Source organism: Staphylococcus sp. SM3655 (assembly GCF_016917315.1).
Classification (GTDB): Bacteria; Bacillota; Bacilli; order Staphylococcales; family Staphylococcaceae; genus Staphylococcus; species Staphylococcus aureus.
Window position 1 is genome coordinate 331,019 of record NZ_CP070305.1, and the last position, 24,350, is coordinate 355,368.

The 24,350-nt window shown below is 34.5% G+C and carries 27 protein-coding genes; 9 read left to right on the forward strand and 18 right to left on the reverse strand.

Annotated elements, in window-relative coordinates:
- Positions 1 to 3: 3 nt before the first annotated feature.
- Positions 4 to 717, reverse strand: coding sequence for a DUF3169 family protein (locus JQN76_RS01730; RefSeq protein WP_000698747.1), 714 nt, complete (start codon positions 715 to 717; stop codon positions 4 to 6).
- A complete protein-coding gene (locus tag JQN76_RS01735) occupies positions 714 to 917 on the reverse strand; it encodes a helix-turn-helix transcriptional regulator (protein ID WP_001246013.1) in 204 nt (67 codons plus the stop codon). The genes JQN76_RS01730 and JQN76_RS01735 overlap by 4 nt, the downstream gene beginning before the upstream one ends.
- Positions 918 to 1,156: 239 nt before the next feature.
- On the opposite strand from JQN76_RS01735, the gene JQN76_RS01740 reads away from it, so the two are divergent.
- The 3 genes from JQN76_RS01740 to tatC all read left to right on the forward strand — a co-directional run bounded on the left by JQN76_RS01740 (position 1,157) and on the right by tatC (position 2,588).
- Positions 1,157 to 1,570: a DUF1398 domain-containing protein gene (locus JQN76_RS01740; protein WP_000886010.1), complete on the forward strand. Its 414-nt coding sequence runs from the start codon at positions 1,157 to 1,159 to the stop codon at positions 1,568 to 1,570.
- A gap of 75 nt (positions 1,571 to 1,645) precedes the next feature.
- Entirely contained in the window at positions 1,646 to 1,870 is a 225-nt protein-coding gene (locus JQN76_RS01745) for a twin-arginine translocase TatA/TatE family subunit (protein WP_076079497.1), read from the forward strand.
- Positions 1,871 to 1,925: 55 nt separating this feature from the next.
- On the forward strand, positions 1,926 to 2,588 hold the full coding sequence (tatC, locus tag JQN76_RS01750) for a twin-arginine translocase subunit TatC (protein ID WP_072433531.1): 663 nt from the start codon (positions 1,926 to 1,928) through the stop codon (positions 2,586 to 2,588).
- A 92-nt stretch (positions 2,589 to 2,680) separates the two neighbouring features.
- Here the strand turns inward: tatC and JQN76_RS01755 are convergent, their stop codons facing one another.
- From JQN76_RS01755 to JQN76_RS01775, 5 genes are all read right to left on the reverse strand, one after another.
- Positions 2,681 to 4,393: an FTR1 family iron permease gene (locus JQN76_RS01755; protein WP_000683695.1), complete on the reverse strand. Its 1,713-nt coding sequence runs from the start codon at positions 4,391 to 4,393 to the stop codon at positions 2,681 to 2,683.
- Positions 4,374 to 5,603, reverse strand: coding sequence for an iron uptake transporter deferrochelatase/peroxidase subunit (gene efeB / locus JQN76_RS01760; RefSeq protein WP_001836655.1), 1,230 nt, complete (start codon positions 5,601 to 5,603; stop codon positions 4,374 to 4,376). Before efeB ends, JQN76_RS01755 begins: the two co-directional genes overlap by 20 nt.
- Complete coding sequence (efeO, locus tag JQN76_RS01765; RefSeq protein WP_000737202.1) at positions 5,600 to 6,454, reverse strand: iron uptake system protein EfeO; 855 nt, start codon at positions 6,452 to 6,454, stop codon at positions 5,600 to 5,602. The genes efeB and efeO overlap by 4 nt, the downstream gene beginning before the upstream one ends.
- A 266-nt stretch (positions 6,455 to 6,720) precedes the next feature.
- Complete coding sequence (locus JQN76_RS01770) at positions 6,721 to 7,266, reverse strand: GNAT family N-acetyltransferase (protein ID WP_000467633.1); 546 nt, start codon at positions 7,264 to 7,266, stop codon at positions 6,721 to 6,723.
- A 79-nt stretch (positions 7,267 to 7,345) separates the two neighbouring features.
- On the reverse strand, positions 7,346 to 7,642 hold the full coding sequence (locus JQN76_RS01775; RefSeq protein WP_076079505.1) for a hypothetical protein: 297 nt from the start codon (positions 7,640 to 7,642) through the stop codon (positions 7,346 to 7,348).
- Between the two features lie 97 nt (positions 7,643 to 7,739).
- Here JQN76_RS01775 and JQN76_RS01780 point away from each other — a divergent pair, with 97 nt between their 5' ends.
- Positions 7,740 to 8,735, forward strand: a complete 996-nt coding sequence (locus JQN76_RS01780) for a YeiH family protein (RefSeq protein WP_000157642.1) — start codon at positions 7,740 to 7,742, stop codon at positions 8,733 to 8,735.
- Between the two features lie 59 nt (positions 8,736 to 8,794).
- On the opposite strand, the gene JQN76_RS01785 is transcribed toward JQN76_RS01780, so the two are convergent.
- From JQN76_RS01785 to JQN76_RS01795, 3 genes are read right to left on the reverse strand one after another with little or no spacing between them, the layout of a single operon-like run.
- Positions 8,795 to 9,361: an NADPH-dependent FMN reductase gene (locus tag JQN76_RS01785; protein WP_001028434.1), complete on the reverse strand. Its 567-nt coding sequence runs from the start codon at positions 9,359 to 9,361 to the stop codon at positions 8,795 to 8,797.
- 13 nt (positions 9,362 to 9,374) lie between these two features.
- On the reverse strand, positions 9,375 to 10,436 hold the full coding sequence (locus JQN76_RS01790; RefSeq protein ID WP_001086097.1) for an LLM class flavin-dependent oxidoreductase: 1,062 nt from the start codon (positions 10,434 to 10,436) through the stop codon (positions 9,375 to 9,377).
- Positions 10,437 to 10,449: 13 nt separating this feature from the next.
- Positions 10,450 to 11,376, reverse strand: a complete 927-nt coding sequence (locus JQN76_RS01795) for a VOC family protein (RefSeq protein WP_001028213.1) — start codon at positions 11,374 to 11,376, stop codon at positions 10,450 to 10,452.
- 311 nt (positions 11,377 to 11,687) lie between these two features.
- Here JQN76_RS01795 and glpT point away from each other — a divergent pair, with 311 nt between their 5' ends.
- The gene (gene glpT, locus JQN76_RS01800; protein ID WP_001010111.1) at positions 11,688 to 13,046 is read left to right on the forward strand and encodes a glycerol-3-phosphate transporter; all 1,359 of its coding nucleotides are present in this window, start codon (positions 11,688 to 11,690) and stop codon (positions 13,044 to 13,046) included.
- Between the two features lie 82 nt (positions 13,047 to 13,128).
- On the opposite strand, the gene JQN76_RS01805 is transcribed toward glpT, so the two are convergent.
- The 3 genes from JQN76_RS01805 to mepR all read right to left on the reverse strand — a co-directional run bounded on the left by JQN76_RS01805 (position 13,129) and on the right by mepR (position 15,554).
- Entirely contained in the window at positions 13,129 to 13,569 is a 441-nt protein-coding gene (locus tag JQN76_RS01805) for a MepB family protein (RefSeq protein ID WP_000278312.1), read from the reverse strand.
- Between the two features lie 103 nt (positions 13,570 to 13,672).
- Entirely contained in the window at positions 13,673 to 15,028 is a 1,356-nt protein-coding gene (mepA, locus tag JQN76_RS01810; protein ID WP_000651058.1) for a multidrug efflux MATE transporter MepA, read from the reverse strand.
- A gap of 106 nt (positions 15,029 to 15,134) precedes the next feature.
- On the reverse strand, positions 15,135 to 15,554 hold the full coding sequence (gene mepR, locus JQN76_RS01815; protein WP_000397416.1) for a multidrug efflux transporter transcriptional repressor MepR: 420 nt from the start codon (positions 15,552 to 15,554) through the stop codon (positions 15,135 to 15,137).
- A 211-nt stretch (positions 15,555 to 15,765) separates the two neighbouring features.
- Between mepR and JQN76_RS01820 the strand changes: the two genes are divergently transcribed.
- The 4 genes from JQN76_RS01820 to JQN76_RS01835 are packed head-to-tail and all read left to right on the forward strand — an operon-like array spanning position 15,766 to position 19,816.
- Positions 15,766 to 17,721, forward strand: a complete 1,956-nt coding sequence (locus JQN76_RS01820) for a BglG family transcription antiterminator (RefSeq protein ID WP_000954255.1) — start codon at positions 15,766 to 15,768, stop codon at positions 17,719 to 17,721.
- Positions 17,722 to 17,725: 4 nt separating this feature from the next.
- Entirely contained in the window at positions 17,726 to 18,169 is a 444-nt protein-coding gene (locus JQN76_RS01825; protein ID WP_000050762.1) for a PTS sugar transporter subunit IIA, read from the forward strand.
- Position 18,170: 1 nt separating this feature from the next.
- On the forward strand, positions 18,171 to 18,455 hold the full coding sequence (locus JQN76_RS01830; protein ID WP_000699538.1) for a PTS sugar transporter subunit IIB: 285 nt from the start codon (positions 18,171 to 18,173) through the stop codon (positions 18,453 to 18,455).
- A gap of 14 nt (positions 18,456 to 18,469) precedes the next feature.
- On the forward strand, positions 18,470 to 19,816 hold the full coding sequence (locus JQN76_RS01835) for a PTS ascorbate transporter subunit IIC (protein ID WP_001147967.1): 1,347 nt from the start codon (positions 18,470 to 18,472) through the stop codon (positions 19,814 to 19,816).
- Positions 19,817 to 19,908: 92 nt separating this feature from the next.
- On the opposite strand, the gene JQN76_RS01840 is transcribed toward JQN76_RS01835, so the two are convergent.
- From JQN76_RS01840 to JQN76_RS01860, 5 genes are all read right to left on the reverse strand, one after another.
- Complete coding sequence (locus tag JQN76_RS01840) at positions 19,909 to 20,934, reverse strand: SDR family oxidoreductase (protein WP_001060928.1); 1,026 nt, start codon at positions 20,932 to 20,934, stop codon at positions 19,909 to 19,911.
- Positions 20,935 to 21,249: 315 nt separating this feature from the next.
- Positions 21,250 to 22,272, reverse strand: a complete 1,023-nt coding sequence (lplA, locus tag JQN76_RS01845; protein ID WP_000280804.1) for a lipoate--protein ligase — start codon at positions 22,270 to 22,272, stop codon at positions 21,250 to 21,252.
- Positions 22,250 to 23,194 (reverse strand): SIR2 family NAD-dependent protein deacylase, encoded by a 945-nt coding sequence (locus JQN76_RS01850; RefSeq protein WP_001191953.1) that lies wholly within the window; start codon positions 23,192 to 23,194, stop codon positions 22,250 to 22,252. The genes lplA and JQN76_RS01850 overlap by 23 nt, the downstream gene beginning before the upstream one ends.
- Complete coding sequence (locus JQN76_RS01855; RefSeq protein WP_000449077.1) at positions 23,184 to 23,984, reverse strand: protein-ADP-ribose hydrolase; 801 nt, start codon at positions 23,982 to 23,984, stop codon at positions 23,184 to 23,186. The genes JQN76_RS01850 and JQN76_RS01855 overlap by 11 nt, the downstream gene beginning before the upstream one ends.
- A complete protein-coding gene (locus tag JQN76_RS01860) occupies positions 23,985 to 24,317 on the reverse strand; it encodes a glycine cleavage system H family protein (protein WP_000731878.1) in 333 nt (110 codons plus the stop codon). It abuts the gene before it with no gap.
- Positions 24,318 to 24,350: the final 33 nt, after the last annotated feature.

A 24,350-nucleotide genomic window follows, 5' to 3' on the forward strand; every position in this document is an offset into this window, starting at 1 on the left:
ATTTTAATAAAAACGTCTTCTCTTCAATAAATAACTAAAGGCGTTATATATGAAAATAGCAATGATAAGTAGCAAACTAAAGCTTTGATTAATTCCTGTAGCAATTGAATAAGACCCTATAAAAATAATGGCTAGTATCAATATGGATAAGTTGATCGCATATGTTTTAAATAATGCAATTAATTCTATATGGCGTTCACCCTCATCCAATATTTCCAATCGCTTTTCAGTGTAATTCTTATCAGCAATTTTTGGCATTCTATCATCAAATCTTCTATTAAACAGCGTAAATTGTGTATTGAAAATAGCACTAGCAAAAAATGGTATTAAAAAGAATAGTATTGCATTTGCTGCAGCGTGCCCTACCACAAAAATAAGCAATACTAAAAAAGCAATAACTGTCTGCAGAATACTTAATATACTTCCATTTAAAACATAACGATTAGCAAGCAACTCATATTGATCTGTTGCATCGATATCTACCTCTTTATCTACAAGTTGCTTATACTTCAATGCACGTCTTTGATTCATCAAAATAATGCCTTCTACCAATATGATGATAATCGTCGCAACTATCGATATTACAACGACATTGTTATATGTCGCAAACGTCAAGTTCTCAATACCAAATCCATCAAAGTTACCTAAAATTCCACCAATGATACCCCCTACAATTCCACCTAGTAAAAGATATCCGATATATCTTAGTATTTTCATGCTTCATCCTCCTCAATAATAAAAACCGTTTCCACCGTTTCATTGAAAATGCGAGCAATTTTTATTGCCGTTAATACTGATGGCATAAAATTGTTTCGCTCAATTAGCGATATGGTTTGTCTTGAAACGCCCGCTTGTTTAGCAAGTTGCGTTTGGTTTAAGCCATCTCGTGCTCGTAATTCTTTCAATCGATTACGCACATCGCATCAACTCCTTAATTACACTGTAAATGATATGCGTCTTTTTGACAACTATATTTGTCAAATCTACACAAAAAAATATGATTGTCCACCTATGTATGACATTTTGAAACAACACCTCAACGCTTACAAGTCATAATTGTTTACTTTCGTTACACCTTCCTTCATAATTAACAGCATTCTAATTTTAGTATGATGCACGCATTTTCACTAAATCAAACCATTCAAAGGAGATTATTATGGCATTTACATTATCTGCAATTCAACAAGCACATCAACAATTTACTGGTGTTGACTTTCCAAAACTATTCAAAGCTTTTAAAGATATGGGGATGACTTACAATATCGTCAACATTCAAGATGGCACTGCAACATACGTACATCAATCAGAAGATGATATCGTTACGTCATCTGTGAAAAGTACGATTCCTGTTGCTCAAAAATCAAACAAAACAATAGTTCAAGACGTCTTAACAAGACATCAACAAGGGCAAACAGATTTTGAAACATTTTGTGATGAAATGGCTGAAGCTGGCATTTATAAATGGCATATCGATATTCAAGCGGGCACTTGTACTTATATCGACTTGCAAGACCAAGCTGTTATTTCAGAATTAATACCTCAGCAATTTGTATTTATAGCAATATTTTAATTATTTCATAAAATTTTATTGATAATCATTATCGTTCGGTATAAAGTAAATACTATATACTACTTATGAGTGAGGTTGATTATCATGATAACTAACACTTTTATTTTAGGCATCACAGGCCCAACAAGTCTTGTCGTCATTAGCATTATCGCTTTAATTATTTTTGGTCCGAAAAAATTACCACAATTTGGTCGTGCTATCGGTTCTACTTTAAAAGAATTTAAATCTGCAACAGAAGATTTAGACAAAGAGTCTCACGACACACCCAGTAAGAAATCGAAACAACAGCGAGAGCAATAGCACTGACCACACCTTACTAGTTCATTTTAGCGAGCTACGTCATCGTTTAGTTAAAATACTATTGTCGTTCGTCGTCACAGTCATCGTCGTATATGTTTCATCATTTTGGTGGATGACACCATTCATAACGTATATTACCCGTGCACATGTGTCCTTACATGCATTTTCATTCACAGAAATGATCCAAATATACGTGATGATTATATTTTTCATCGCGTTTTGTTTCATTTCACCAGTCATGTTTTATCAATTGTGGGCATTCATTGCACCTGGATTACATAATAATGAACGTCAATTTATTTATAAATATAGTTTTTTCAGCGTGTTATTATTCTGTGCTGGCGTCGCTTTTGCATTTTATGTTGGCTTTCCAATAATCATTCAATTCGCGTTAAAATTATCATTAACTTTAAACATTTCGCCTGTCATTGGCTTTAAAGCGTATTTAGTTGAACTTATCCGTTGGCTTTTCACTTTTGGCATTTTATTCCAATTGCCAATATTATTCATAGGACTTGCAAAATTCGGTCTTATAGATATCACATCATTGAAGCATTATCGAAAATATATTTATTTCGCTTGCTTTGTGCTGGCAAGTATCATTGCACCACCCGATTTAACATTAAATATATTACTTACATTGCCACTCATATTGCTCTTTGAGTTCAGTACGTTCATCGTTAAATTTACATACCGAGGCAAACCGCCAACACATTAATCTTATAAGAATTAATGCTGTGATTATCGTTATACTGCAATACCGAATATTTCCAACATCGCAACAAAAAAAACAGGCACTCGGCCTGTTTTTTATTTTTTAAATTTAAAGATTAAGATAGCAACTACCATAATATAAGCAGCTTGTGCTATCAATGGTTCATAACTTGGATAGAAGCCCAACCAGTTAATCGTTGGGAATCCTTCAATAACATGTCTTGGCATCGCACCTAATAATTGTAACTTTTGAATACTTACGCCAAGCATTTTGAATCCCATAATAAAAATAAAGATCGACAACACTCTAAATATATAGAAAATAGGTATTAATTTAACTATAAATCTAAATAATAATGCAAAGATGATTAAAATAACGATAGCTAAAGCAATACCAATAATAAAATCTTTGGTCGCTAGCTCACCTATCATCCCCATATAGAAAATGATAACCTCGACACCTTCACGCAACACAGATATTAAACCAATCGTCGCTAACAATACCAAATTACCATTACTAATCGCATTAGCATACATATTTTTAATCATGTCATTCCAACGTTTTGCATTTGAACGTTTGTGCATCCAAACACCAACGATAAACATTAATATGACCGCAACGATACCTAATCCCGCTTCCATACTTTCACGAAGAATGCCACTATTCCCTAAAGTTTCTACAAACGTAATTGCTAAGATAATACTCAGTACAAGTCCGGCAATTGCACCACCAATCACACTTGCAGTACCCTTCTTATCTTTGACATTACGCGTCATAGTAGTCAATGTCATTACAATTAATAACACTTCTAGCCCTTCACGTAAAAAGATAATCATCACATCGACGAAGCTATAACTATGGCCAACAACCTTTTTAATTTGGTTATTTAAATCTACTAAACCATCTTTCACATGTGCTTTATTATGTTCGTCTAATACACTTTGATAATATGGTATTTTATCTTCAATTTTCGTATACAAAGCACCGTCTTTAGTTTGAATTTGACCTTCAACATACGGCCAAATTTCTATAAAATGTGTAAGCGCAGCATCAGCATCCGACAATTGATTGTCGTCGATAGCTTTAATCGCCTTCTCTAACTCATCATTTAATTGTGATACATGGTATTGATCATTTGCAGACGTATCACTTTTTTTATCGATATGATCAATATTTGATTTAAAAGTTGTCCAAGCATGTGACACTTTTGCCGTATCTAATGGTGATTTATGAATTGCAATTCTAAGTTGTAATAATGCGACTTCAATTTGTCCATATTGATTTGCGTCATAATTGCGAATCACTGTTTCATTACTTGTCCAAATCTGATTCAAACTATTGTTCAAAGATTCTAATTCCGCTTTATTTTTATCTTTAATCGCTTTTGTCATCGCAGCATCTTTGGCATCGACTTGCTGTTGTAATAGTTTAATTTTAGAACCCGCATCTTTACTAGCCAATTTCTCTTCATAAGCAATTAATGACTTCGTTAATTGCGAAAGTGTATCTTTTTGATCATCATTCGCTTTTGCATCTTCAAGCTTTCTCACATCTGATTTGACAGCATTACTTTCACTATTATCTTCAAGCGATAATTTCTTAACTGCACTTACCACTTGCTCAATTGCTTTCTGCTTATTGTCATTCGATATCGAATTATTAGAAAGTGCAGATTTCGCATCCGTTATCACACTATATACATCACTAATACTTTGTTGTTCTGCTGCCTGACTTTTCAGTAACCCAAAGCTACACACCATAGCAGCAGTTATTAGCATTGCTACAAATTTAGTCAAATAATGTTTCACCAAGGTATCCTCCCTTACTAACACCTGGTAATACTAAAAATGAAGCAGAACCTCTATGTGTAATATATTCATTTAATTTATCATTACTACCTAAATTATTTTGTATATCGATAAATTGTTTTGTCGCTTTTTGAAAAGCAATGAACAACAAGCCTGTTTCGAAGTTACCTGTGCGGTCATCCGTGCCATCAACATAATTAAAGGCTCTACGTAAAATTGACGTATTTGCTTCTTTCGCTAGTCTCGTATGGGCATCTTTATCAATAATATACTCGCCATGACTATCTTTCGCTTTTAAGTCAATTTCATCAAACTCTTTCCCGCCTGTTAACGGCGCACCACTATGTCGTTTCCGACCAAATGTAGCCTCTTGTTCTTCCAGTGCAGTACGATCCCACGTTTCAATGTGTATTTGAATACGTCTGACAACACAATAAGTTCCATGTTTCGCCCATCCGTAATCAATAAACACATAATCTTTAAGTTGATTACTCTTTCTAGGATTAATTGTTCCATCTTTAAATGCCATTAAATTTCTAGGTGTTTCCTTACCTTTAGCAGAGATAAAACCAGATTGCGCCCAACGTACCTTAACAATATCTCGAAATGGACGAACTAAATTATGAACCGCATGAAAGGATACTTGCGAATCATTTGAGCATGCTTGAATCATAATATCACCATCGCTGTAATCGTCTATTAACTGATCATTCGGAAAATGCGGTAAATCTTTAAAGGCATCGGGAATTTTACTAGATAACCCAATTTTCTTCATCAAAGACTTACTAATCCCAAAGGTAATCGTTAACTTGCTTGCACCTAATCCTATCGATTCACCGGTATCTACTGGTGGCATTAAAGGATTGTTACTCGGCTTGCCAACTGTATCACCATCCATCATACGATCAGCCATAACCGTCCACTTTTTAAACATTGCCTTAATTGCATCTCTATCTTTTGACTTCAAATCTAACGCAACGAAATTGCATGTTTTTTGCGTGGGTGTGGTAATGCCTGGTTGCACTTTACCATAAAATTCATACGCATCTTTTTCCGGATCTTCTGGTGTATTGAACATTGATTTGAAAGACCACATGCTACCAACACCACTTGCGCCAATTGCAACACCGGCACCGCCAATACCTAACATTTTCAAAAATGTACGTCTTGAAAATTGCGTACTATCGTTAACTTGTTCATAATTTGTCATTCAGTAATCACAGCCATTTTACTTAGTGGCTCTCCTAATGCATTAACAGCATCCGCAAATGCTTTACGGTCTTTCTTCGATACTTTTTCAAATGACTCATAACCGCCGTTGTTATCTTTATATTTATCCAATAATTGATTCACTTTATCGAAGTTCATTTGAATATCATCACTTAATTTTTTATCTTTTTTCTCTAAAATAGGTTTAAATAAGTCATAAATTTTTTGTGCGCCTTCAACGTTCGCTTTAAAATCATATAAATCTGTATGTGAATAAATTTCTTCTTCACCTGTGATTTTAGAAGTTGCAACTTCATTTAATAGGTCAACAGAACCTTGTAACATTAATTTTGGTGTGATATCTAATGTATCAGCTTTGGCATGCAATTCTTTTGCATCTTTCAATAATTGTTGTGCATCTTTTTTAGTCACATCATCAATTTTCTGATCTTCGTATAATGCTTTTTCAATCTTATGATATCCTGACCATTCTTTTTCCTTTTTCTCTTCTTTCATATCTGCAAGACGTGCATCAATTTTAGGATCTAAATCTCCAAATGCTTCTGCAACTGGTTCAGAGCGTTCATAATACATACGAACTTTTGGATATAACGCTTTTGCTTGGGCCATATCATTATTTTCAATCGCTTTAACAAATTTTTCTGTACCTTTTAAAAATTCATTTAACTGTTCATCAGTATATTTATCATATGCTTTTGTTGCTTGTTTTAATTCTGCTTTAACACCATCATCTTTTTTCGATGTCTTTGAATCATCCTTCTTACTATCGTCGTTCCCACATGCAGCAATTAATAACGTTGATGCTAATAATAGCGTTGTTAACTTTTTCATTTTGACACCTCATTATAGAAATTCTATTATCCCCATAGACATGCCCTCATTCGTACTATCTCACACTCCCTAAATGCCAAGATAATACGTGGCTCTTAAAATGATGATTTTAAGGCATCCTCCCATGAACATTATCTAGTTGATAATAATTATCAAAATCATTATATTGTTATAAAATAATACTGTCAACAACCTTTTATTTTCAAAAATTAAATAAAAGAGCGATGCCATTTTAAATGTCATCACTCTTTTGTAAGTCTAATTTGTCATTTTTGGTCGTATTCTGATTTTAATAAACTATAGATGTAACTCGATGAATAAATACCATTTAGTAATTCATTGTCACGTAACATACCTTCTCTAGTAAATCCCAGCCTTTCAGGAATAGCTCGGCTTTTTTCATTATTAACTGCGGCACTAATCTCAATTCGGTTTAAGTCAAGCTCTTCGAAACAATACTTTATCAATGCCTCAACTGCTTGTGTCATAATCCCATGACCCTCAAATTGTTTATCTAAATAATATCCTAATGAAGTTTTTCTGTGCATGTGATTAATTTCATGTAAACCGATGACACCAACTAGCGTTCCTTCATACCAAATGCCACACTGAAATCCATTACCATCAGAAAATTGCAAAAGTCCTCTTTTAATAAACGCACGCGTATCTGATGGTTGCTCAGTTGCATCTACCCAAGGTAACCATTCCCTAAGTGAATTTCTTGAACGATTGACTAAATTGAAAAGCGCTTCTGTGTCATGGGCTTCTAAAATTTTTAATATTATTTGTTCATTCACTTTCATTCCAAACATACCATCACACCCTCATTTATTTTTCATATAATTTTGTAAATTATCATAATAATAACATATTAATATTACGCCTTGTATCTTAAATTTGTTGTCCTTCCCCAACTTGCATTGCTTGTAGAATTTCTTTTCGAAATTCTCTTTGTTGGGGCCCCGCCAACTTGCATTGCTTGTAGAATTTCTTTTCGAAATTCTCTATGTTGGGGCCCCGCCAACTTGCATTGTCTGTAGAAATTACGGACCCAATTTCTCTATGTTGGGGCCCATCCCCAACTTGCACATTATTGTAAGCTGACTTTTCGTCAGCTTCTTTGTTGGGGCCCCGCCAATAAGCGTTGTAGTGCCTATTACTTTGATTGATGTCCTTGATACCTATCACACAACTTAATTTAATCTCTACTTTATTAACCATTCCAAATTTATATTTAAAAATACGACAAAACAGTGCTAAAATGCTATTAAAGGAGGCACTGCTCATGGCATCATTGAAAAATAAGCATTTTATGATTGGACTAACACTAACATTTATAGTCGCATTATTTAGCTTTTTAGCAGCTAAATTGCCAATCTTAGATAAGGTTGGCGCATTAACTATCGCGATATTAATCGCTATTCTATTTCGTCACTTTAGAGGATATCCTGAACAATATAGCTCAGGTATTACGTTTTCATCTAAATATTTATTAAGATTTGCAATCATCCTATATGGACTTAAACTCAATATATTCGATATTATCGGTCAAGGTAGTAAACTATTAGCCATCGATGTAGGTGTCGTTATTTTCAGTATTGTAATGATGCTCTTTGTCAACAAACTGTTGCATGGTGACAAAAACATCGCATTATTACTAGGTGTCGGCACAGGCGTTTGTGGTGCTGCTGCTATTGCCGCAGTCGCTCCAATATTCAAATCACGTGAAAAGGATACAGCTATTAGTATCGGTATCATCGCATTGATTGGTACGATATTCTCACTTATATATACAGCTATCTACGCTATCTTTTCAATGACGACAACTGTTTATGGCGCTTGGTCTGGCGTTAGTCTTCATGAAATTGCACACGTTGTCCTAGCTGGTGGCTTTGGTGGTAGTGATGCACTTAAAATTGCACTTCTTGGTAAACTTGGCAGAGTATTCTTACTGATTCCATTAACCATCGTACTTATTTTAATTATGCGTTTCCGTTCATCAGAATCATCTAGCAAGGGTCGAATAAGCATTCCATACTTTTTAATTGGATTTGTCATTATGGCCTTAGTGAATACATATGTAACTATTCCGTCAGCATTGCTAAATATTTTAAATACTGTATCAACAATTTGCTTATTAATGGCCATGGTTGCTTTAGGGTTAAATGTTGCATTTAAAGATCTTAAAAATCGCGCACTTAAACCGCTTATGACAATCATTATTACCTCAATATGCTTGTCATCACTTGCCTTTATCGTCGTTCATTGGCTATATAGTTAATATGAAAAGACGCTCAAACACTTACAAATTTAGTGTGCCGAGCGTCTTATTTTTATACTTTAAAAGTCGTATTGGTTGTTTTCTTCTTCAAACACTTGTTGTTGTACTTTGGCAGTTCGCATTGTGGATTGTGCCAACGCTTTTAACCGAAATACAACATCATCATTGACAATTTGTTGATTTGAAAAATCTTTCTCTTCAATAAATACATACGTTTGCATCGTATGTGCTTTCATGTAACTCAATATTGGTTTTAAATGCATTTCAGGAATTAAATAATGTTTACTAGAACCTGCTGTCGCTACAAGTCCTATTACCTTGTCACGAAACGCATTGACTGGAAGTAGATTAAACACATTTTTCAAAGCACCAGGGATGGAAGCTTGAAAAATTGGAAAACCAATAAAAATCACATCAGCCTGCATTAACGACGTCGTTAATTTATATACATCTCCTGTAGTATCTAGATAATTCTTTCCAACGCTAAATTCTAATTCAAGTTCTCGTAAATCCATCAACTCTATTTGATGTCCCTCATTGATGACTTCTAGTTCATTTTTTAAATCATCCATAGCAATTCTCGTTTTAGAACCTACTGTGGAACCTGACAATAATACAATATTCATGATGACGCCCCTCCTATTTTGATAAATGCTTTTTAATCGCCGGTATAATGTCGTTGCCAATTAACTCTATATTCTTCATAACATTTTCAAATGGCACACCGCCAAAATCAAGCTGTGCCATAAAACGTTGATGACCATACAACTCGTGTTGATACAATATCTTTTCAATAATTTGTTGCGGGCTTCCAACCATTAGCGCTTCTCTATAATCTGGTGAATTAGCAAATTGCTGTTTCGGATAACCAACGCCACGAATAAATGACATCCCTGTATTCAAATGTGGATAAAATTCTCTCATAGCATCCTGAGTTGTTTCAGCTGTATAAAACAGACTCGCTGTACTTACTGGTAAAGACTTAGGCGAAGCATCGAAACCTGCTTCAGTTGCTGCTTGACGATAAGCATCTATAGAACCTTTAAAGTTCATTGCTGGGCCACCAAGGGTTGTAATCATCATTGGCACACCTTGTTTTCCCGCTTTAATAGCACTTGCAGGTGGACCACCAACAGCACGCCATATTGGCAATGTATTATCGATTGGTCTTGGGAATATTTTCATATTTCTAAGTTCTGAACGATATTTTCCAGACCAAGTAATACGCTCAGTTTTATTTAACTCTAAAAGTAAACCTAATTTTTCTTCAAACAATTCATCATAGTCTTTTAAATCATAGCCAAACAAGTCAAAAATACCTGTTCTTGATGCTCTGCCAGCTACAATTTCGGCTCTACCATGAGAAATCAAATCTAATGTCGCGAAGTCTTCAAATACTCTTACAGGATCTGTTGCACTAATAATCGTTGAAGAACTTGAAACTTTGATATGCTTTGTCGCTTGGGCAATTGCACCTAACACAACCGTATGTGCCTGTGTTGTAAAATGCTCCTGATGACTTTCACCAACTGCAAAAACATCAATACCTGCTTCATCTGCTAATTTACTTGCTTCAATAATTTCATTAATACGTTTCTCATAACTAATTTTTTCACCTTTAAATGGATTCAATAAATGATCACCTAAGGAATACAAACCAAACTCAAGAGGCGTATTTTTATTCATTTCTAATTTGGCCATTAAACATTCTCCTTTATATTTCGTGTAACTTACTTTCAATTTGTTCACGTTCTGCTTCTAAAAAGTCAGGCAAGTTCAATTGACTTCCTAATTGTTCAACAGGTGTATCAATAGTAAATCCAGGCGCTTCAGTCGCAAATTCATACATAATTGAATTATGGCGATAGTATAATGATTTAAAGAAATAGCGATCAATTATACCTGAATTACTTTGTGGTTGTTGTTGTAATTTCTTGTAAATTGTATCTAAATCACTCATTAGTGATGTATTAACTGCAATATGATGGATATAACCTCGTCCAGGTCTTTCACGTTGTCCCTGTTGCTCAATAACTACAAAATCCGAATATAAACCTTGTGGTGCTAATGTCAGCACATCGAATGATTTATTATCTCTTTTACGATAACCTAAGACATTTTCCAAAAATTCTACCGTACGCGCTGCATTTCTAACTCTTAATTCGACTGGCCCTATTCCTAAAATTTGATATGCTTGAGGTATTTCACTATAAGCGTTATGTTGCCATTGATGTGGTACTTCAAAACTATCATTAACAAGCAATATGATTTCTAAGTCGTCTTCATCTTTAAAGACAATACCTTCTTGTCCAAGATAGTACAAACGTTCAGACTTAATACCATTATTCTCAAGACGTTTTTCAAAATAATGAAGTGCCGCTTGATTTGGTACTAATAATGAAAATCGATAAATCGTTTCAGTACCTGGCTGCTTATGACCCGCATTGGGAATTTCAAAAAAGCTTAAAATTGTTCCGGCTGTACCTACTTCGTCCCCATAAAACAAATGATACATTGAAGGATTGTCTTGATTAACCGACTTTTCAACTAATCGTAATCCAAGGACATTTGTGTAAAAATCCTTATTACGTTTTGCATCTTTTGTATACATGGATATGTGATGATGCCCTACTATATTCATACTATCCCTCCTATTAGTATAAATTTTATACTAACTTATATAAAAAAGATAGTTATATGCCATTTACCCCTTTTCTGCAAATAAAAATATGTTTGTACTCATTCGTAGATACACAGCTAGTATGTATAACGACATAATAATTGCATAATTATAAATTTATGTGTAGCAATTTATTTTTTCTAAATGTTTATAAAATACTTCAATAACTAAATATGCAAGATTTCACAAAAGTATATTGACAACGCTTTCATACATGTCTAATATAAGTTTATCGCACAAAATGCATATAAATACATATTAAGGAGGATTTTATGAATTTTCTTAAACCTGCAAAGCATATTAAGCCTTTGCCAGAAAATCAGATAGATGATACCTATAAACGATTACGTCTCCAAGTATTTCTTGGTATTTTCATCGGTTACGCTGGGTACTATTTATTACGTAAAAACTTTTCATTAGCGATGCCAGCATTGCAAGAGCAAGGTTTTACAAAAGCGGAACTAGGTTTTGCACTTTCTGCTGTTTCCATCGCATATGGATTTAGTAAGTTCTTTATGGGTACTGTAAGTGATCGGAGCAATGCTCGGATATTCTTAGTTCTTGGATTAGCACTCACTGCTATCGTCAATTTGTTAATGGGATTTGTACCGTTCTTTACATCAGGTATCGGTATTATGTTTGTCCTATTATTCTTAAATGGATGGTTTCAAGGTATGGGCTGGCCACCTTCAGGCCGTGTTCTCGTTCACTGGTTTAGTGTAAGTGAACGCGGAAGTAAGACTGCCCTTTGGAACGTTGCGCATAATGTTGGTGGAGGTATTATGGCACCTATTGCTGCTTGGGGTATTACAACAACAGCATTTATCAACTTTGGTTATTTAAAAGGTTTCGAAGGTGTATTCATTTACCCTGCACTCTTAGCACTTATCATTGCCGCAATTTCATACGTATTGATTAGAGACACACCTCAATCTCAAGGTTTACCTCCAATCGAAATTTATAAAAATGACTTTGCTACAAGCGATAAGAAAACATTAGAAACAGAATTAACTACAAAAGAAATTTTATTTAAATATGTACTAAACAATAAATGGGTATGGGCAATTGCCTTTGCAAATATATTTGTTTATTTCGTGCGTTATGGTGTACTTGATTGGGCGCCAGTCTACTTAAGTGAAGAAAAGCATTTCGACTTAAAAGCATCAGGTTGGGCATACTTCTTATACGAATGGGCTGGAATTCCTGGTACATTATTATGTGGTTACATTTCTGATAAATTATTCAAAGGTCGTCGTGGACCTGCAGGTTTCTTCTTTATGTTAGGTGTCACAGTATTTGTATTAATTTATTGGTTAAATCCTCCAGGCAATGCTTGGTTAGACAATGTCTCATTAATTGCCATTGGTTTCTTAATATATGGACCAGTTATGTTAATTGGTTTACAAGCATTAGATTATGTACCTAAAAAAGCAGCTGGCACAGCAGCTGGATTAACAGGATTATTTGGTTATCTGTTTGGTGCTGTAATGGCCAACATCGTCTTAGGTGCTGTAGTTGATAAATTCGGATGGGATGTCGGTTTTATTTTATTAACAGCAATCAGTGTGTTTGCAATGTTGAGCTTTATCCTCACTTGGAATAAAGTAGGACAAGAAACCGTTCATCATTAAATGATAAAAAATAAAGTCATATGGTTATCTTATCGAAAGATGATATATTCATCTCTTATAAGTTCAACCATATGACTTTTTATTAGTATTCAAAAAAATATTTACATTGCCACTTTTGTGTTTGCCCTGCTGTTTTATTCAATTGATTACACCACTTAGGATAAACTCTAAAAGCCATCTTACCTTTATGTTCAAATGTAGTTAAGATACCTTTTTCTACCAATAATTCCCTAGGAAATAAAAAATAACCGCTTAATTCTTCATCAATAACTATAATCATTAAGTAATCTGCAAATGCCTCTTTCGAGTATGGTTGATTACAATTGTTCTCGTCTTTCGTCCAACATGTAACAAAATACCCTGCTTTAGTCGGTGTTTTCTTAGCTAACCTACTTTGATATGTTTCCTCTTTAAAGCTAAATGTTAATGCTTCGTAATCTTGATTATATTTTTCTTCAGTTAAATCTTTAACTTCTGATTCTTCACTAAAAATATATTTCAACAGTATTTTAGATTTGTACATATGCCAATCTCACTTTATTTTTTCATAATCGTATCATATATTTATTTTTTTCGAAAAATACCCTTCCGACCGAAATATACTCAGCCAGAAGTGTACGAAATATTTAACCTTCTATTAATTCAGATGTATCAACTGTCAAACGATCACGTAATAAATAAACGATTAACATTGCTGCTAAAGCACAAAGTGACTCAGCAATTAATAATGACCAAATGACACCTGTTAGTCCAAACAAAGCATTCATAATAAATAATACTGGAATGATAATCGCACCTTGTAAAATGGCCATTATTGTAGCACCACGACCTTGCCCAGTCGCTTGAAGCATACCAGTAAACAAGAAACCTATACCATTTAATAATAATGATGCCATTGTTACTTTCAAAATAAATGTCGCCATCTCAACAATGGCTTGATCAGTAGTAAATAGTCCGACCATATGATGTCCAATTGTAAATACAGCAATCATACATACAACAAAGATAACGCCGATAGACATGATAACTGCTTTGATAACGTCTTTCATACGGCCTTTATTTGCCATAAAGTTATATGCAATTAGTGGTACAACACCTTCACATAATCCCATGATAATAAGTTCTGGAAATTGCACAAGTCTAAATGAGATACCATAACTTGCAATCGCGAAGTTTCCATAATGTGCTAAAAATAAATTTAAAACTAATCCTGTGAATCCCATTAAGATACTCATTAAAAATGCAGGAATACCTATTTTAAAGATTTCAGAAAGCATTTCTTTATTAGGTTTCGCAAGTTTAATATTAACTGACACAACGTCACTATTTTTCATAAAATAAATGATAAAGAACAGAGCAGCAGCAACATTACTGATTGCAGTACCCAAAGCTGCACCAACAACGTTTAAATCAAAACCAAAAATTAAAATTGGATCTAAAATAATATTTAAGCCTACACTAGCTAACATACCAATCATAGAAACCATTGGTGCCCCAATTGCACGTGCAAATTGTTCTAATATGAAGAACAAAATTACAAAAGGTGCACTTAAAAACATTACTTTCAAATAATTACTTGTTAAAGCTAACGTTTCACCTCTCGCTCCTAAAATTGCTGCGATTTGATCACTGAATGGTAAAGTAACTAAAATCACGATAAGTCCTAGTGCAATACCACCATAAATAGAGAAACTACTTACAAATTTACTCTTACTATAGTCTTTCGCACCTAATAAACGTGAAATATAAGTTCCTGCACCAACGCCAAATAAATTACCCAACCCCATTAAGATAGCAAATACTGGCAGTGTTAGAGAGATAGCAGAAATCATGTGGCTATCTTCTAAAAATCCTATAAAGTAAATATTTAATATGCCATAAATAACGCTTAATAAAGTCCCTATCATCATTGGCAATGAGAAATGCATCATCGCTTTAAATACTGGCGATTTCTCAAAATAATATAATTGTTCGTCTTTCATTGTTCAATACTCCTTGTCTTTTCCAATAATTAGCTTACTAACAATTAGATATCTAACTATAATATTAAAGACAAAGTGACTGATTTCTACCAGTCACACTTATCATTTATTGTAAACTAGATAACATTTTAGTTAAGTTTGCTTTCATTTGTTCATTTTCTTCTTCAGATAACTGCGATACGAGTGTTTGTTCCATTTCATCAAATATCGAAGTGAATGCTTCTACGAGTTTAATCCCAGAGGTAGTCAGCCCTATATTCTTTCTTCTCGTATCTTGTGCATCGACATAGCGATAGATCAGCTTTTTACGTTCAAGGTTCCTTAATAAATTACTGACAGTTGGACCTGTTCGTTGTAATGCTTTAGCAATATCATTTTGTGTCAGTCCATCTTGTTGATGTGCATAAAGATAACCTAACGTATGACCTTGCTCATTTGTAATATCAAATTGCTCTAACTTTTGATCAGCCTTTTGTTTCATCTCATGACTAATCATTCTAAATAAATACGAATAAGTGAATTCCATTTATTGCACCACCATTTCGTTAGATGTCTAACTAAATATACTGCGACATTTTTAAATTGTCAACATGAATATCTAATTTATTTTAAAAGTTCCTATAAAATCTTGCGCCATAAACATTTTGATATGCAATTTTTCGGATTAAAATATGAAAGAGATTGCATATCTACGTTTTCAAGAAATCGCTTACAATTACAAATAGGAGGATATTACGTTGTTAAGTTATAGACAAATAGAAATTTTGTATCTTTTAATTCATGAGCAAACGTTTATTCCAATCAATACCATTGCTAATCAACTTGGTGTATCACCTCGTACCATTCAATATGATATAGCATATATTGAGCAATATGCTGAAACTTATCATTACCAAGTCAGCCGTAATAAAGCTGCAGGCATCAAAGTAACAACAGCTCACGCGACACTATTAAATGAATTAGAGCACAATCTAACGAATCAAATTCATTTTTCAAAAGATGAGCGACTCACACATATCGCTTTAAAGTTATTCGAAACAACCGATCCTGTTTCAACAAAGCAACTTGCGCAAGATGCTAATGTTTCGCGTCGGACAATTGCAGATGATATTAAAATGATACAGGCCCAACTAGATCAATACCATTTAAAGTTAAATTATGTCCACAATAAAGGATTCAATATTATTGGTGAGGAAGATCACTATCGTAAAGCGTATGCACACTTTATACATCAATATATGAAACAAGCTGCACCTTTTATAGAGGCGGATATCTTTAATTCAGAATCAATCGCATTGGTTCGCCGTGCCATTATTAAGACATTAAATAGTGAAAATTATCATTTAGTTCAGTCGGCTATCGATGGCTTAATCTATCATATACTCATTGCCATTCAGCGTCTAAATGAAAATTTTTCGTTCGATATACCTATCAATGAAATTGATAAATGGCGACATACTAATCAGTATGCTATTGCTTCAAAAATGATAGAAAACTTAGAACGTAGTTGTAATGTCACATTTCCAGAGTCTGAAATTATCTTTATCACGTTACATTTACTAGGCTCTAAAATGACCGAACATACAGCATCTTCAATTGCCTTTGAATACCATGATTTATCGCAAAATATACATGAATTGATTACTTGTGTTAGCCAAGAATTAGGCATTGATATGTCAAAAGACAACAAGTTACATACCAGTCTGATCACACATATCAAACCAGCTATACATCGTATTAAATACGATATGCTACAACCTAATCCTTTGAGGCAAGAAGTTATGCGTCGCTATCCTCAAATCATTGAAGCCGTTAGCAAGCATATTAGCCCAATTGAACAAGATGCTGCTATTCGCTTCAACGAAGATGAATTAACATACATTACAATTCACTTCGCATCAAGTATAGAGCGTGTTGCAACACATAAACAATCAATGATTAAGGTTGTCTTACTATGTGGTTCTGGTATAGGCACGTCGCAACTTTTAAAATCAAAACTAAATCACCTGTATCCTGAGTTTCACATTTGGGATGCCTATTCCATTTATCAATTGGAAGAAAGTCGATTATTGCAAGATAACATTGATTATGTCATTTCAACAGTACCTTGTGAAATATCAGCTGTACCAGTTATTCATGTCGATCCATTTATCAATCAACAATCTCGTCAAAAATTGAATCAAATTATCAATGACGCAAGAGAACAACGAGTCATGAAAATGGCAACTGATGGCAAGTCACTCGCAGATTTATTACCTGAACATCGCATCATTAAAAATAAACAACCATTATCAATTGAACCGGCAATTACAGTGGCTGTGCAACCTTTAATCAATGATGGCATTGTCGATTCAAATTATACAGCTGCAATTTTAAAACAATTTGAACAATTCGGGTCATATATGGTCATTAGTCCACATATTGCACTTATTCACGCTGGTACTGATTATGTACAGAATGGTGTAGGTTTCGCACTAACATATTTCACTGAAGGGATTATCTTTGGTAGTAAAGCTAACGATCCCGTTCACCTTGTAATTACATTAGCAACGGACCACCCCAATGCACATTTAAAGGCATTGGGACAGTTAAGTGAATGCTTAAGCAACGACTTATATCGACAAGATTTCTTAGATGGGAATATTTTTAAAATTAAACAACACATTGCTTTAACTATGACAAAGGAGGTTTAATAACGTGTCATTAGACATTTTGTCAACAACACGCATCATTGTAAAAGAACAAGTAAATGATTGGACTGAAGCTATAACTATAGCTTCTCAGCCATTACTACAAGAACAAATTATTGAACAAGGCTATGTTCAAGCAATGATTGATAGCGTTAATGAACTTGGACCTTATATCGTTATCGCACCTGAAATTGCAATTGCACATGCAAGACCGAACAATGACGTACATCAAGTTGGTTTAAGTCTATTAAAGTTGAATCAACATGTGGCATTTTGTGATGAAGATCACTACGCATCTCTCATTTTTGTATTGAGTGCCATCGACAATCATTCACACTTATCTGTATTACAAAATTTAGCAACCGTACTGGGCGATAACCAAACAGTCCAGCAACTATTAACTGCAACAAATGCACAAGACATTAAAAACATTTTAAAGGAGCATGATTAATATGAAAATTTTAGTAGTATGTGGCCACGGTTTAGGAAGTAGTTTTATGGTAGAAATGAACGCACAAGAAGCACTTAGGCAACTTAATGCACCATCTGATATCGAAGTTGAACATAGTGACATTATGACAGCAAGTCCAGAGATGGCTGACTTGTTTATTTGTGGTAGAGATTTAGCTGAAAATGCCGAACGTCTAGGGGATGTCTTAGTTCTTGATAATATTTTAGATAAAGCTGAATTACAACAAAAGCTCTCAGAAAAATTACAACAACTTAACATGATTTAAAGGAGGTACGACCTATGCAAGCAATCCTTAATTTTATAGTCGATATTTTAAGTCAACCAGCCATTCTTGTTGCACTGATTGCCTTTATAGGTTTAATCGTTCAGAAAAAACCTGCCGCAACGATCACTTCAGGAACCATTAAAACGATATTAGGCTTCTTAATTTTAAGTGCAGGTGCTGATGTCGTCGTTCGATCTCTTGAACCATTCGGCAAAATATTCCAACACGCATTTGGTGTGCAAGGTATCGTACCTAACAACGAAGCTATCGTCTCACTAGCCTTAAAAGATTTTGGAACAACAGCTGCACTCATCATGGTCTGTGGCATGATTGTTAATATTTTAATTGCCCGCTTCACTAATTTAAAATATATCTTTTTAACAGGTCATCATACATTTTACATGGCTGCGTTTTTAGCAATCATTTTAACAGTCAGTCATATTAAAGGCTGGCTAACGATTGTTATCGGCGCACTCGTATTAGGATTAATCATGGCAGTATTACCTGCATTACTCCAACCTACGATGCGAAAAATTACAGGGAATGACCAAGTAGCTTTAGGTCATTTTGGCTCAATCAGTTACTTTGCCGCAGGTGCTGTAGGTCAATTATTCAAAGGTAAGTCTAAATCAACGGAAGAGATTAAATTTCCAAAAGGCTTAAGTTTCTTACGAGAAAGTACAATTAGTATCTCGATTACGATGGCATTACTTTACTTCATCGCATGCTTATTTGCGGGCGTTAGTTATATACACGAATCTATTAGTGATGGTCAAAACTTTATTGTCTTTTCATTAATTCAAGGTGTGACATTTGCTGCTGGTGTATTTATTATTTTAACGGGCGTTCGTTTAATCTTAGCTGAAATCGTCCCAGCATTTAAAGGAATTTCTGAAAAGCTTGTACCAAATTCTAAACCTGCATTAGACTGCCCTATTGTGTTCCCTTATGCACAAAATGCAGTATTAATTGGATTCTTTGTCAGCTTTATTACAGGTGTCATCGGTATGTTTATCTTATTCTTATTTGGTGGCGTCGTCATTTTACCTGGCGTAGTTGCACACTTCTTCTTAGGTGCAACGGCTGCTGTATTCGGTAATGCAAGAGGCGGTATTAAAGGTGCTGTTGCTGGCGCCGCTCTAAATGGTGTCCTAATCACGTTTTTACCATTATTATTCTTGCCATTTTTAGGCGAATTAGGTGGTGCTGCAACAACATTCTCAGATACAGACTTTTTAACTGTCGGTATCGTGTTCGGTAACGCAGTAAAATATATGGGATTATTTGGTGCGATTCTATTTATTATTATCGTAGGTGCGACAGCAATTTTATTAAAAGGCCGTCAAAAGCCACAGCAATAGTGTTAACGTAGAAATATAAAACACCGTCACATATTGAGTGAATGCCCCTTTTATCAAGAGGAAAGCCACTTACTTATGGACGGTGTTTTGTATTATATTAAATGATACTTAGCCATACTATCAATTGCTGCTAAAATTGCTTCTTCTTGTGTCGCAATCGGTTCCCAACCAAGTAATGTTTTTGCACGTTCGTTACTTACATTGCGGTTCATATCTAATAAAAGTTTACCTTCTTTAGCTTGATGATTAAATTTAGCACCTAGACTCAAAATAAAGTCTGGTAATTTTTTAGTAGAAACTTTTTGAGCTATTTCAGGTCTCTTTTCTTTAATTAATTTTGCAATTTCCAACAAATTAATTTGTCCATCAGCCGTCGCAATAAATCGCTTGCCATTAGCTTGTTCATTTGTCATTGCCAAAATGTGCAGTTCAGCTACGTCTCTCACATCAACAACATTTAACGGAATTTGAGGTACACGTTTCATTGAACCATTCAATAAATTTTCTAATAAATGAAAGCTTCCTGAAACGTGTGCATCTAATGATGGCCCAAAAATTGCAACTGGATTGATTGTGGCAAATTCTACTGTTGTATTTTCATTCTCAACAAAATCCCACGCTGCCTTTTCAGCTAACAATTTTGATTTTTCATATACTGATAAGCCTGGTTCATCTTCATTTGTCCAATGACTTTCATTTGTGATTGAATTTTTATCTTTATTACTAAAACCAACTGCACCAAAGTTTGCAGTCATTACCACACGTTTAACACCCGCATGTTCTGCAGCTCTTAAAATACGTTGTATACCTTCAATTGCAGGCTTCGCCATCACTTCTGCATCGTCTGTTTTACCGAAAAACACCGGAGATGCTACACTCAAGACATACTTGCAATCTTTCATTGCTTCATCCCAATGTTCATCTTGTGATAAATCCGCTTCGACAAACATTAATCGCTCTGTGGAAATGCCATTGTCTTGCATTGTTTTAATTACTTTATCAGCTTTACTTAAATCACGTATCGTCGTTTGTACGTCATAACCTTGTTCTAATAATCGTGAAATAATTCGCATGCCAACAAACCCTGTACCACCGGTTACTAATACTTTATTATTCATCACATAATCTCCTCTTTGTGTCTATTGATTACTCATTATAGCAGTCATTATATTTTGACGTATATAAATAGACTTTAGTAGCTAGTATTTAATCTTACTTATATAAATGAAAATGAATTTATTCCTTTAAAAACTATCATTAACCATTTTCAAATACCCAATCATTTAGAAACACAAACGCTATAAATATGATGTCTTTGCTAATTAACTAAATTCATTTTCAATCGTATGTTCAAATTACATAACTACATAGTCACCATTTTAAAAGCAAATACACATATTCATTGAGGGTGCGACATTAACGCCTAAACAATATTAACTTAAAATCATCTCAACCAATGATTCTACCGTAACATTGCCAAAATAATAAACGATGTCTAATTGCTTTAACTGATGCGTTAAATCTTCTCTTGTCATTTTTGTTCCTTGTAATGCTTCTTCCACATCTTTTATATCACCTTGTCCAAAGAAATCCCCATAAATACGACAATCTGCGATACGATTTTGTTCAACAGAAATTGTTATGTCTACCGTACCTGAAGATAATCTTTCACTTCGATTGTATTCATATTTGGGTGACTTGCCATAATTCCAATCCCAATTTTTATACTTTTTATCAGCTAATTCATCAATCGCTTCCCAATCTGCATCCGTTAATTCATATCGTTTCGCCTCTTTAATGTCATCGATTCCCAAAATCTGCGTCACCATTAAATTTTTAAATTCTTCAATGGTTATATCACGATACTTTTCATCCAGTGCTTCTCTAAGATGACCAACACGTGCGCGCACAGATTTAATCCCTTTCGATGCAATCTTTTTGCGATTAGGCTTTAACACTTTATCCATTGCTTCATAATTAACATCAAGTAATAGCGAATAACCGCCATAAATACGATTATTCATTAATGTCATTGCGGCGCCTGACACTTTTTTACCATTCAATGTTAAATCATTTCTACCGCTTTGTACCACATCTGTTGCACCTAATGTATGCAACGCCTTTATAGCTGGTTGATAAAATCGTTGAAAATCACCATAAATTGAAGTGTCTTGTTCTAAAATACAACACATATTAACGGCACCTTTATCAACATACACAGCGCCACCACCAGTATCTCGGCGAACTACTTGAATACTGTGTTTATCTATATAATCTTGATTCACTTCTATAGCAGTATTTTGAAAACGTCCAATTTCCACTTTTGGATCACAATAATAAGGGAATAAAATATCTTCATCTAAAAAGATATGCTGGTTAACATAAACTTGCATAGCGAGTGCAATCGCACCATCAGTAATATATTCTCCATTTCTAATCGGTTCTATTAAGTACATCTTCTGTCTCTCCAATGTTGTTATTTTGCGTTGTGCTGTCGTTCCGGAGTGCTGCTGTAATCAATGTTGAGATATCCTCAGTTAAATGTATGGTACGTTCTTGAATTGAATTCGGAATGCGATATGCCTTTTTATTCATCGTCATATAAAGGGCATTTTCATTTTTACGTGTCATACGCTGAAAAGGATGCTTCACAAATTGTGGTGTAGTATAACCAATTCCAATTTCCAAATACAACACTTTATCATCTTGATGTTGCTCTAGAAAAGCATTATAACGTCGTAGTTGCGCATGAAATTCAGCATCTTCAACCATGCCAACTTCCGCTTTACGTTTATTCACTTCCATTGGGGCATCACATTTTGGACATCTTGGAATCATCTCCCAAGGTATAAGCATATCTTGTTGCGCAACAACCATTTTACGAATTAAATCATCATTACGATATGTTTGAGCATGACAATGCTGACTACACTGTTGCAGTATATACTCCCCTTGTATATGAAATACATGCGTCATATCATATTCAGCAGCATCGAAAGCATTGTCTGCATTCGTAGTTATGATATGGTAATGTTTACCTTCCATTAAGGATTTTAAAGCGAGGTAAGACTGACCTACAGGTTGATCTAAATAGTTTAATGTAATAAAACGACTCTCAAACGCCCAATACTCTTGCCAACTGCCATAAGGATGTAAACTCGCTTGCAACATATCAAAGAAGCGATATTTTTCAATAAAATCTGGGAAATTTTCCGTAAAACGCTCTCCTACATATGTAAATCCGTCAGATGCAGACATGCCTGCACCAATTCCAATCACTATCGCATCTGCTTCATCAATCGCAGTACGCAATACTTCAGCCTGCTTTGTCTTTTCATCCATTAAAAGAGACATTGCATTCCATTTACTACTCTGCATCACGGTTCAATGCCTCCTTATACAGTTGTAAATCCTTATCTGTAAATACATTGAACACGACTTTCAATGTTGAATTTGTTTCTTTGAGATAGCTTTCTACTGTTCGAACAGCAATTTCTGCTGCTTCATCTTGAGGAAAAGCAAATACACCTGTAGATATACAGCAAAAAGCGACATGATTTAAACTATGTTGATCAGCCAATTTAAGACAGCTAAGATAACATTTAGCTAACAAGTCCTGATTCATCTTTGAAACAGGCAATCGACGTATTTGCGGACCAACCGTATGAATTATATACTTTGCTGGCAAATTATATCCACGTGTTATTTTGGCTTTACCTACACCTTCATTGCGCCCTTGTTGTCGAATGATCTCTGCACAATCAAGTCGAACTTGAACACCCGCTTTTGTATGAATAATATTATCAATGCAGTCATGATTAGCTTGCATACATCCTAGAAAACGACTATTTGCAGCATTAACAATAGCATCGATTTTTAACGTCGTGATATCACCTTGCCAAACAAAGATATTGTCACCTTTTATCGGCTTCAAATCCTTCAAATCCGTAACATGTTGACGATTCAAATCACTTAACATAGCATCTTGTACAGCTAAATATTCATCACTTACAGGTAATGCCGGTCTGACATTTGCTAAGCCTCGATATAATTCCCACAAATCTTCAAATGAAGATGGCATTACCAATACGTCATTGTCATTTCTCTCTCGACGCATATCATTGATTAAATATTCAAGTCTCGCTTTATTTGATTTTAACGTTTCCATTTAAGCCTCCGGTAATGCTAGGAATGCTTCTTTATCGACATCATCCAATTTGAACAACCAATTTTCTTCTGGTTTTTCAGAGTTTAAAATTGTCGGTTCTTCTTCCGCTTTTGTATTTCGCTCAATAATCGTTCCTGACAATGGCGTTTGCACATCAATGACCGTTTTCGATGCTTCGATACTCACAATTTCATCATCCACTTTAACTTCATCTGGACTTACGAATTCAACATAACCTACTGTCCCAATATCATCTTGCAATTCAGGTGTCATACTAAACACATACAAATCTCCTACTTTTTCTACCCATAAATAATTGGCTAACTTTTTCATCTTATCTTCATCCTTTCTCTTCTATTTAAAATG